The organism is Pseudomonas sp. PvP089 (genome assembly GCF_017875165.1).
Taxonomy (GTDB): Bacteria; Pseudomonadota; Gammaproteobacteria; order Pseudomonadales; family Pseudomonadaceae; genus Aquipseudomonas; species Aquipseudomonas fortuita.
The window spans coordinates 6,489,512-6,498,685 of sequence record NZ_JAGGME010000001.1; the positions used below are offsets into that span (position 1 = coordinate 6,489,512).

At 55.5% G+C, this 9,174-nt stretch carries 12 protein-coding genes; 3 read left to right on the forward strand and 9 right to left on the reverse strand.

The genetic code is table 11. The features are described from left to right. A complete protein-coding gene (locus tag J3A71_RS29615) occupies window positions 1-846 on the forward strand; it encodes an AraC family transcriptional regulator (protein ID WP_003464995.1) in 846 nt (281 codons plus the stop codon). Between the two features lie 29 nt (window positions 847-875). Here J3A71_RS29615 and J3A71_RS29620 read toward each other — a convergent pair whose 3' ends face one another. Beyond that, the gene (locus J3A71_RS29620; RefSeq protein WP_003464991.1) at window positions 876-1,394 is read right to left on the reverse strand and encodes a DUF417 family protein; all 519 of its coding nucleotides are present in this window, start codon (window positions 1,392-1,394) and stop codon (window positions 876-878) included. 730 nt (window positions 1,395-2,124) lie between these two features. Here J3A71_RS29620 and sdhC point away from each other — a divergent pair. Continuing rightward, on the forward strand, window positions 2,125-2,499 hold the full coding sequence (gene sdhC / locus J3A71_RS29625; RefSeq protein ID WP_005005993.1) for a succinate dehydrogenase, cytochrome b556 subunit: 375 nt from the start codon (window positions 2,125-2,127) through the stop codon (window positions 2,497-2,499). Window positions 2,500-3,359: 860 nt separating this feature from the next. On the opposite strand, the gene J3A71_RS29630 is transcribed toward sdhC, so the two are convergent. The 5 genes from J3A71_RS29630 to J3A71_RS29650 all read right to left on the reverse strand — a co-directional run bounded on the left by J3A71_RS29630 (window position 3,360) and on the right by J3A71_RS29650 (window position 6,212). After that, complete coding sequence (locus J3A71_RS29630; protein WP_003464988.1) at window positions 3,360-3,626, reverse strand: hypothetical protein; 267 nt, start codon at window positions 3,624-3,626, stop codon at window positions 3,360-3,362. Between the two features lie 169 nt (window positions 3,627-3,795). Further along, window positions 3,796-4,077 carry a DUF427 domain-containing protein gene (locus J3A71_RS29635; RefSeq protein WP_003464986.1) on the reverse strand — a complete coding sequence of 94 codons (282 nt, stop codon included), beginning with the start codon at window positions 4,075-4,077 and terminating at the stop codon, window positions 3,796-3,798. 67 nt (window positions 4,078-4,144) lie between these two features. After that, window positions 4,145-4,417, reverse strand: coding sequence for a glutaredoxin 3 (grxC, locus tag J3A71_RS29640; protein WP_005005995.1), 273 nt, complete (start codon window positions 4,415-4,417; stop codon window positions 4,145-4,147). 453 nt (window positions 4,418-4,870) lie between these two features. Next, window positions 4,871-5,617 carry a ferredoxin reductase gene (locus J3A71_RS29645; RefSeq protein ID WP_002118292.1) on the reverse strand — a complete coding sequence of 249 codons (747 nt, stop codon included), beginning with the start codon at window positions 5,615-5,617 and terminating at the stop codon, window positions 4,871-4,873. Continuing rightward, the gene (locus J3A71_RS29650) at window positions 5,610-6,212 is read right to left on the reverse strand and encodes a sulfite oxidase-like oxidoreductase (protein WP_003464980.1); all 603 of its coding nucleotides are present in this window, start codon (window positions 6,210-6,212) and stop codon (window positions 5,610-5,612) included. Before J3A71_RS29650 ends, J3A71_RS29645 begins: the two co-directional genes overlap by 8 nt. A 467-nt stretch (window positions 6,213-6,679) precedes the next feature. On the opposite strand from J3A71_RS29650, the gene J3A71_RS29655 reads away from it, so the two are divergent. After that, complete coding sequence (locus J3A71_RS29655) at window positions 6,680-7,150, forward strand: hypothetical protein (protein ID WP_003464979.1); 471 nt, start codon at window positions 6,680-6,682, stop codon at window positions 7,148-7,150. 325 nt (window positions 7,151-7,475) lie between these two features. On the opposite strand, the gene J3A71_RS29660 is transcribed toward J3A71_RS29655, so the two are convergent. The 3 genes from J3A71_RS29660 to istB all read right to left on the reverse strand — a co-directional run bounded on the left by J3A71_RS29660 (window position 7,476) and on the right by istB (window position 9,162). After that, entirely contained in the window at window positions 7,476-7,769 is a 294-nt protein-coding gene (locus J3A71_RS29660) for a DUF1330 domain-containing protein (RefSeq protein ID WP_003464978.1), read from the reverse strand. Between the two features lie 58 nt (window positions 7,770-7,827). Beyond that, window positions 7,828-8,259 (reverse strand): heme-binding protein, encoded by a 432-nt coding sequence (locus J3A71_RS29665; RefSeq protein WP_005006001.1) that lies wholly within the window; start codon window positions 8,257-8,259, stop codon window positions 7,828-7,830. A 147-nt stretch (window positions 8,260-8,406) separates the two neighbouring features. After that, window positions 8,407-9,162 carry an IS21-like element ISPpu7 family helper ATPase IstB gene (gene istB, locus J3A71_RS29670; RefSeq protein ID WP_045107743.1) on the reverse strand — a complete coding sequence of 252 codons (756 nt, stop codon included), beginning with the start codon at window positions 9,160-9,162 and terminating at the stop codon, window positions 8,407-8,409. Between the last annotated feature and the right edge of the window lie 12 nt (window positions 9,163-9,174).

The following is a 9,174-nucleotide window of genomic DNA, read 5'->3' on the forward strand; positions in this document are numbered from 1 at the left end:
ATGGATCGTTTGTCTAATTTGCTCTCGCGGTTCGGCGTGCGGGCCAATCTGTTCTATGACGGCGACCTATGCGGCTCTGCATCTTACGATGGCGCCGAGCGGCGAGGTTATATCCATCTGCTTCAGGCCGGCAGCGTGACGTTGCTTGGTCCCGATCGCAAGGATTTGCAGCTCACTCGCCCTAGCTTGATTTTTATGCCACGCCCCGCCAAGCATCAATTGTTTGCGGGTGAGTCCGATGGCGCAAAGTTGTTGTGTGCTTCCATGGAGTTTGAGGGCGGAATTGATAATCCTTTGTCGGCTTCATTACCGGACTGTTTGGTGCTCGCACTCGATGATCTGCCCATGCTGGCAGACACGTTGGAGTGGATGTTTGCCGAGGCGGCAAATGTGCATTGTGGAAGGGAAGCCGCGCTTGAGCGCTTATTTGAGCTCCTAATCATTCTGTTGCTCCGTTACCTGCTCGATCATCACCAGTTGCGCACCGGAATGATGGCTGGACTGGCCGACATGCGGCTTGCCCGATCGCTTTTACAGATGCACAACTCCCCGGAACATGCCTGGTCAATAGCAGAGCTGGCCAGTGAGTCAAATATGTCACGCGCTGCGTATGCCGTGCATTTCAAGAGTGTCATCGGACAGACGCCTGCTGATTATTTGTTGAGTTGGCGAGTTAGCCTGGCTCAGAAGCTGATGCGAGAAGGGCGCTCGATTACGCTGATTGCAGCTCAAGTCGGCTACGAAAGTCCTTCGGCGCTGTCTCGCGCATTTAGACGCAAGACGGGGTTGAGCCCTCGTGACTGGTTGAAAGATCTGGCGGGGGAAAATGATGGCAAAAAGGCCTAAGGCATTACTGCCTTAAGCCATTGAAAAAATTATGCATTAATTTTACGTTTTTCCAGTTCAACCAGCGAATGGCCTGCCACAAATATCGAAACAGCAAGCAACCCTAAGTCTTTAAGCAGAAACTGACCTGGCGCAACGGAAATCGCCGGAAACCCTAAACTAGGCTCAATGACGCCCGGAGTGGAAAACATAAAGCTAAGGGTTGTGAAGAACAGGCCTGCAGACAGAGCGCCTCCTACCACGGATAGTTTGGGCGACAGCATGCGGCCTGCGATCAGAGTGCCGATCGAAATCTCTAGTATGCCGAGCAGGCTGGAGAACATGTCGACCGAAAAAATGCTATACACCCATCCCAAAAGCGGGCTGTTGCTCACCAGTGGAACCAGGCCCTCGGCCTCGTAGTGGGTAAATTTCATGCCGCCGAACCAGAAGTAAATAATAGCGAGAGCCAAGTACGCGCCATAGATACCTAGCCCCATAGTTTTGGTTCCAAGCGTTAAGTGGGCCTGTACGCTGGACTTCGAGTTTTCAATGCCTATGGTTTTCATGTCTGAGCTTCCAGTAGTGAGTGAGAGTGTGTTGGCTGCCGAACGCCGTATGCGTTGGCGATGAGATGATTATGGCTGGCATCTCTAATCAAGAGGCATCAGAAAGTATTGATTTCAGTGCAGATCGTCTTGGGCGGTGCAATTCGCGATGAAGGGATCGCCGTGGAGAGCGATGAGTGCACTATTTCGATAAAGAAGTCGTTTTACATAGGTCGATGAAGCGCGTTGCGGCATCGCCTACTGTCATTTCTCAAATCTGACTATGGGGCTTGGGGCGAAGGGCGGCACTGACTAGGCTTAGAACAGCTACCAACTAGCCGCGCGGCCGCGATGCACAAAGAATGGTAACTGAGCCGTGAGTGCGGTGGGCGCCCGCATTTATTTCCAAACCCTACAGATACATCGATCTTCGACTTCAACCGGGCAGATAGCTGTTGCAGCAAGCCTATCAATCGACTTTGACGTGTTAAAGAGGATAGGTTTTCCAGGGTTGGGGAACAGCATGCCCTGCAGAACGACACACGTCACTTTTGTTAAATTAATAAGCTAGCTACCTATTGGGCATAACCTTGCAATTTGCTTCAATTTACGCACATGCACTTGCGACCTCAAAATGCAACGTAAGCCCCGAATATCTCCATTATTGTCGCCGCCAGCCTTAGTTACAGCTGCTATGATGAATGAGATCGAAAACTGAAATCCCCCACTAGAATTGTTGACTGGAGTCAAAATGAATAAAAAGCGGCCGGTTAATCTTGATATTCGAACCATTCAGCTTCCTCTCACGGCGCTTACATCGATTCTGCACCGGATTTCAGGAATTATGCTCTTTATTTTTCTGGGACTGATACTGTATATGCTGAGCAAATCGTTGGAGTCAGAAAAGGGTTTTAATGAAGTCAAGGAGATTTTTTCTTCACCTTTCGGCAAAGTTAGTTTCTGGTTGGTATACTCTTCATTTATTTATCATCTCGTAGCCGGAATTCGACACCTAGTTATGGATGTGGGTGTTGGTCATACTTTGAAAGGCAGCAATCGCGCCTCTACTATTGTTTTAGTAGTGTCGGGTGTTTTAATGGTTGCTGGCGCCGTATGGATTTGGTAGCTGTGGAGTCGTAATGCGTATTTACAAGGACTAAAAGCGTCCTTTAAAGCTAACTTACGAAAGTATTTATAATCGACGGTTCACGCTTAAACGGTTGAATCCTTTCGGGCTTCCGAATAGCTGTTAGCTGAAAGCTATCATGAGCTAAGTTTTCTGTGCATCATCAAATGTGTTAATGGGAGCGCCATAGTACTAGGTACAAATATGGCTCTAGGACAATGTTAGATGTTTTGGATTTTGAGGCGGATCGCTCTTATCGAAGATCGTCTAATTCGCTCTGAAGCGCAGGTTTTTTGAAACTATCACCTGGTTGGCACACTGTGCGAATCAACATCAGATATGAGAAAGCCAATCAGGTGAACACTACCCTCGAGGGCTCATCTGTCCAGTTAAAGCCTCGAGTCTTTCTGGGTGCGCAAAAGACAAGAAGGTTATATGGGAAAATTATGAGGCCTGGATACCATGCGTCATGGGCGTGCCGATGCTGTGAGTGACAGAGCGAGAAGCAAGTGAAAGTCCCTGAAGTAGGGGCGGGATGCGCCCGAGTGGCATTTTTTGTCTTAAGGTAGATCGCGTAGCTGTTCTTCAGAATAATCTTCAGAGCGTTGACGACAGCCATCGCTGTGCATTCCTCAAGAATAGAATGTGTCGGAAGGGTGGCGTCATTGGTGTTAGTCATCGCTTAGGATTTCTCAATCTGGCTTACACGGGCGCCTGTACCGATATCCCCGCGGATGGCGACGTATCGATGTTGAATTCCTCGCCAGACGAAGTGCAATGAGCTGCGGCTATAGGCTTGCGCAGCCTTAGATAGCCGGCCGTCGCAGGCGCGCCGGTTGGCCGGGATCTTCTTCTGCCCGTCAGGTGTCCGGTCGGAACTCCAGCACGAACGCTACGACCTTTTCGGCGGACATTTCGCACGGCTTCAACAATGTCCTATCTGATGTAACGCGGAAGAGGTTGAAGCTGACAATGTCAGTCCCGTCCAACTCCCTGGCGAACAGACTGTTGCGACGTCCGTCCCCAGATCGCCGGACGATCAAGCTGAAACGCCGGCCTTCATAAGTCCCTTCTCTGTATCCCTCCGCAAGCTTCGCGAAAGCGGCATCGAACTCGGAATGCTCCATGTCATCCATCCTTATTGATAGAACAGAGGCGCGGCGGGTGCGAGACCGCCAGTGCCGGGTCGCGCTAAGGTGCCGGGCAGATTCCTGCAGCCGACGAGGCCCGGGGTGGGCAGGATAATTGAGATGTCGGCGCCCGCATGGCTATCAGCGAAGTCGTCCGTCCAGTCTGCTAGGCAACGTCCACGCCTTTCCAGAAAGCGATGTAATCCCGGATACCCTCGGCATCCGGAGTGGGGGCGGGATAGGTCCAAGCGGCGTTCACGTTGAGCGCGTCACCCGCGCGAACATGAAAGAAGCGCGCGGCGCCTTTGATCGGACAGACAGATGTGTGCGGGCTCATCTCAAGCAGGCTCAGGTCGACTCCTGACGGTGGGAAGTAGTGATTTCCCTCGACGATGACTGTTTCGTCGCTTGTGGCGATAGTAGTGTCTTTCCAGATGGCTGAGACCAACGGACTCTCCTTTTGTATTCATCAACCGGCGAAGGCTCGCGGGCTGGCTGCCCCAAGCCGCACCTCCTCAGGTGGCAGGCGGGTTGCGCCCGAGAAGTTTGTCGAGCTCGCCTCTGACATCGAGCGCGAATAGCTCATCGGAGCCACCGATAAGGGTGCCATTGATGAAGATCTGCGGCACGGAGCTTCGCCCCGACGCTTCCGCCATGGCCTGCCGGTGAGCCGGATCCGCCTCAATATCGAGCTCCTTCCATCGCACGCCCTTTTCCTTGAGGAGCGCCTTCGCTCGGCGGCAGAACGGGCACCAATTCGTGGTGTACAGCAATACATCAGTTGTCATATTGCATCTCCGGCAGTTGCACGCGGATCGCTGTCATGGCGTTGATCTCCAATTCGCGGCGTTCAAAGATGGCGACTGCACCTTGGCCGACATCGGAGCAGATGCTGACGATTGGCCGCTATCCAGGCGACATGGCCCAAAGTGCTTTCACCGCCAGGCAGAGGCCGCACGCGCCTCCTGTAGCGCCGAGCCGATGCTCTAAGGTAACCGAGCCTCGATTGGGACGGAAGCGGTCCCGCTCGAATCGCCCATCATGCTGGTCGAGCATATCAGGACGACGGATAGTGCAGGAACTTTCAAATTGAGCTTGATGTCGAGCCAGGTATCGCGAGCGAAGGCGTTCTAGAGGCCGGGGGGTACGAAGACTGTGTTCGGCAAAACGGTTCACGTTGATCGCCAAAGCTTCCCAGGGCGCACGTCTACGATCGGCGCGACGTGAGATAGCTCGCGCCGCTAGCCCCCGTAGCGCTCCGTCTTGATGATGGAGGCGTCCAAGCCCGCCAGCAGCGCGCTATCGGTTGCGATGTTGACGAATCCGTTAGACCCGCAGACGAACACTTGCGTCGGCTTTCCCTGAAGCCTGGTTAGAATTTCTTGGACCATCATGCCGTCGATCCGTCGCGCAAAGTCCGATGCGCGAACCGGTTTCTCGCGCGTAATCGCGAGCGCCAGGACGAACGCCGGATCGCTGATTTCGATGCAATGAAGTTCTTCTGAGAAGAGAACGTCCTCGGCGGTTCGTGCGGACAGGAGCAACGCTGTCGGAACGGCTTGGGCCAATGCGCGGCGCTGCCGGATCATTGCCATCAACGGCACGAGGCCGGAGCCTCCCCCGATCAACAGAACCGGATCTATGGCAGGCTCAGGCCAAAGGAAATGGCCACCGAGCGGACCGCGAACTTCGATTTCGTCACCAATCGCCGCGATGTCGTGAAAAAACGGCGAAACTTCGGCATCCGGCATGCGCTCGATAGCTATCTCGACGATCGGGGTCGAAACTGCCGATGACGCGATCGAGTAGCTGCGCATTGCACTGTAGCCGTCGGGCGCGGTCAGCCGGATATCGACGTGCTGACCTGCGGTGTGCGCGAACGGCTTGCTCAACCGAAGGAAGAAGCTCTTGATACTCGGTGTTTGCTGGATGATGTCGTCGATCACGCATGATTGCCACGAACGGACTTGCGCTTCGTTTTCAGTCATGGGTGTATCGTTGTTCGCGCCACGGATCGCCGTAGATGTGATAGCCGTGCAGCTCCCAAAAGCCGGCCTCGTCACGCGTCGTGAATTGCAGCGCATTCACCCATTTGGCGGATTTCCAGAAGTAAAGGTGCGGCACTAGAAGACGCGCCGGCCCCCCATGATCGCGGGAAAGTGGCTTGCCCGCATAACTGAGGGCGACCATCGCTTTCCCGGAAAGCAGATCCGTCAGAGGGACGTTTGTCGAATAATTATCGTAGCAGTGCGCCAAGACGAAATCGGTAGGCCGATCAAGCTCTGCATCTGCAAGGATGTCTTCAATGAGTACACCCTCCCAAACGGTATCCAGTTTGGACCAAGAGGTGACGCAGTGAATATCCTTTGTCACCTGGGTCTTTGGTAGAGTGTTGAATTCGCCCCAATTCCACGTTTTGACGGGCTTCGGACCAATTTTGACTGTGAATTTCCAGTCGGAGGGCTCTACCCTCGGCGTAGGGCCGGCCGACAGAACAGGGAAATCCTCCACCAGATGCTGACCTGGCGGAATCCGATCGGACTGGTCGCCTGAACCGCGACCGGTGAAACCTCTGGTGACCATAGTGACCCCTCTTGCTCGATACGGCAGACCGAAGCCGGCCTTCATTTCAGTACTCTGCGTAAAGCATTTGCCCGCACATCCGCCGAATAAGCCAATCGACTAAAAATCAGATACAGATGCTCTATCATCGTAAAAAATCGCGTATCGAACATAGCGTCAGGCCAGCATGATTCCCAATACCCAATGGCTATAGGGTAGATAACCCCAAGGCTGCGTACGCTGATCTGCGGTATGCGGAGCGGAAGTTGCAGGTTCGCTCTCAAACGGATGGGCAGCGTGCAAAGCTCAAGGCTCACCAGCGCATGGTTGCCCAGTTCGCGCTCGCCGGCAGCTTGAGTATATTAAGGACGAAATGTCGATCTGATCTATTCTGGCTTCAGGAAATAGGGAAAATAAGGTCGGACGTTCGCGCACCGTCGCGACGCGCGATCATCCACTAAGCTTCTGTATCGGGGTTGGAGGATCAGATGAACGAGATCGAACGACAAGCGCCTGAGCTGCGGGTGCAAAAATGGATTGGCAAAGATGGGGAAAGTATCGCGCCGTTCAAACTGTCAGATATCGGGCCCGGCCCGAAAATCTTGTTTGCCTTCCAGCATTGGTGCCAAGGTTGCCATTTGCATGGGTTTCCGACGCTACAAAAGTTGCATGCAGCGTTGAGCTCAAAAGACGTGGGGTTCGCAGTGATCCAGACCGTCTTCGAAGGAACGCATGAGAATACCTTCGAGAAGTTGCGCGTGAACCAGCTCAAGTATGAGCTTCCTATCGTTTTCGGTCACGACGAGCAACCGACCGGCTCGCCGTTTCCAACCTTCATGGAAGACTACCGCACACGAGGAACTCCGTGGTTTACGGTTATCGACGCTGGCGGTAGCATTGTTTTCTCGGACTTCCATCTCGACGCGGAGCGACTAGTGAAGCAACTTGAGCAAGGTTAATCGTTGGAAGGTGGGCAATCATCCTGATTGCCACCCATCCCCTGATGCCCACTACAGGCGTTGCGCGCTGTAACTCTGTTGATCAGCGTGCGAAAACCCGGATCCGGATAGGAGGAGCGTCAACGATTGAATCAATCCGTTGGGAGAGGGCGGCTCCGCTCCGTCAGCTCGGCAATAGATAACCCATTCTCGCCGAGCAACTCTCTGATCCGATCGACGATATGAGCCCCTAGCGCCGCTGTCTTGGTCCCCCCCACAGATTCCCAAGATGCGAGTTCACACGCCGATACCTCGTGGTCAGCGCCGAAGTGCTTCTGTCGGTATGTCACCGCCGCCCTTCAATGATAAAGGCGCGGTAACGGGAACCGGCAAAGCGATGAGCAGCGATGGTTTGGTAGGCGGGACTGTCATACCAGTCGCGAGCGGCCTGCATCGTCGGGAAACGCAAGATTACGGCCCCTTCGATGGGCGGCCCCTCCAAATGCTGGATCGCGCCATAAGCGGCGAGAAAGGTAACGTCGTGACCATCGAACGATGGTCCGACGCCTGCAGAATAGGTTGCGAGTGCATGTGGGTCGCTGGTTTCTTCCCGCGTAAAGACGACGAACGCTTCCATCATTAGGCCTCTCAAAGGTTGGATCTGTTGGCCATTACCACCGGTGATGGCCTCACAGTCGTCAGGCTGGCAACTGGAACCCGATTTTCATGAGTGCCTCGACGCACGCATCCTGATCCTGCTGATAGTTGCCTCCGGAGATGCCTATGCCGCCGATCAACTTCCCATCCTCCAGAATCGGATAACCGCCGCCGACAGCGACCATCCGAGGGCGATAGGCTAGCGGCGCCACTTTTGGATCGTTGGTCACATAGTCGTTCCAGACATGGGTCGGGAACCCAAACGAGGCGGAACTCCAGGCCTTGTCGATGGCAACATCGACGGTAAGGAACGGCGCATCGTCGGTGCGCTCGAACGCGCGCAGGTTACCGGTGGCGTCGACGACGGCGACGGCAGCCGGGATGCCGATGGCACGGGCCGCAGCGAGCGCCGCGTCGATGAGGGCGACTGCGGTTTCGCGGTTGATCGAGGCGGTGGCAATAGATTTGGTCATGGGATTCTCATCGCTGGGGTGCGGATTCCACGCCATCCGGCCACCCAGTCCACGCTCATCTGGCCAGGCATTCCACGGCCATCTGGCCACCTGTTCCACGGCCATCCGGCCGGGCAGTCGGAGCGCAGCGACGCAGGGGTGGCATTGTTAGTCTGAGGTGCCCGGCGTCGTCAATTTCTGCGTCCGTTTGCGCATTGATTCACCCTTCAGATTGATCCGATAAGCGTTGTGCACCAGGCGGTCGAGGATGGCGTCGGCCAGGGTCGGGTCGCCGATCAGCTCGTGCCAGTTGTCCACCGGCATCTGGCTGGTGACGATGGTCGAGCGCTGGCCGTAGCGGTCGTCCAGTAGCTCCAGCATGTCGCGCCGCTGTTCGGCGGTGAACGGGGCCAGGCCCCAGTCATCGAGGATCAGCAGGTCGGTCTTGGCGTAGCTGCTCATCAGCTTGGCGAAGCGCCCGTCGCCATGGGCCAGGCCCAGCTCTTCCAACAGGCGCGGCAAGCGCAGGTAACGCACGCTGTAGCCCTCTCGGCAGGCCTGGTGGGCCAGGGCGCAGGCCAGCCAGGTTTTACCGACACCGGTGGGGCCGCCGATGATCAGGTTGAGGCCGTCGCGCAGCCACTGGCCACTGCTCAGTTGCAGGATCAGCGCCTTATCCAGTCCGCGCGGGCTACGGTAGTCGATGTCTTCGAGGCAGGCGTTGTGCTTGAGCCGGGCCTGGCGCAGGCGGCTGCTCAGGCGCTTGTCATCGCGTTCGGTCAGCTCGCGGTCGACCAGCAGGCCGAGGCGTTCCTCGAAGCTCAGGCTGTCGATGTCTGGGGTTTTCAGTTGTTCGTTCAGCGCCTTGAGCATGCCGTGCAGGCGCAGGGTTTGCAGCTTGTCCAGGGTCGGATGGGGCAGCATGGTGAGTTTCCT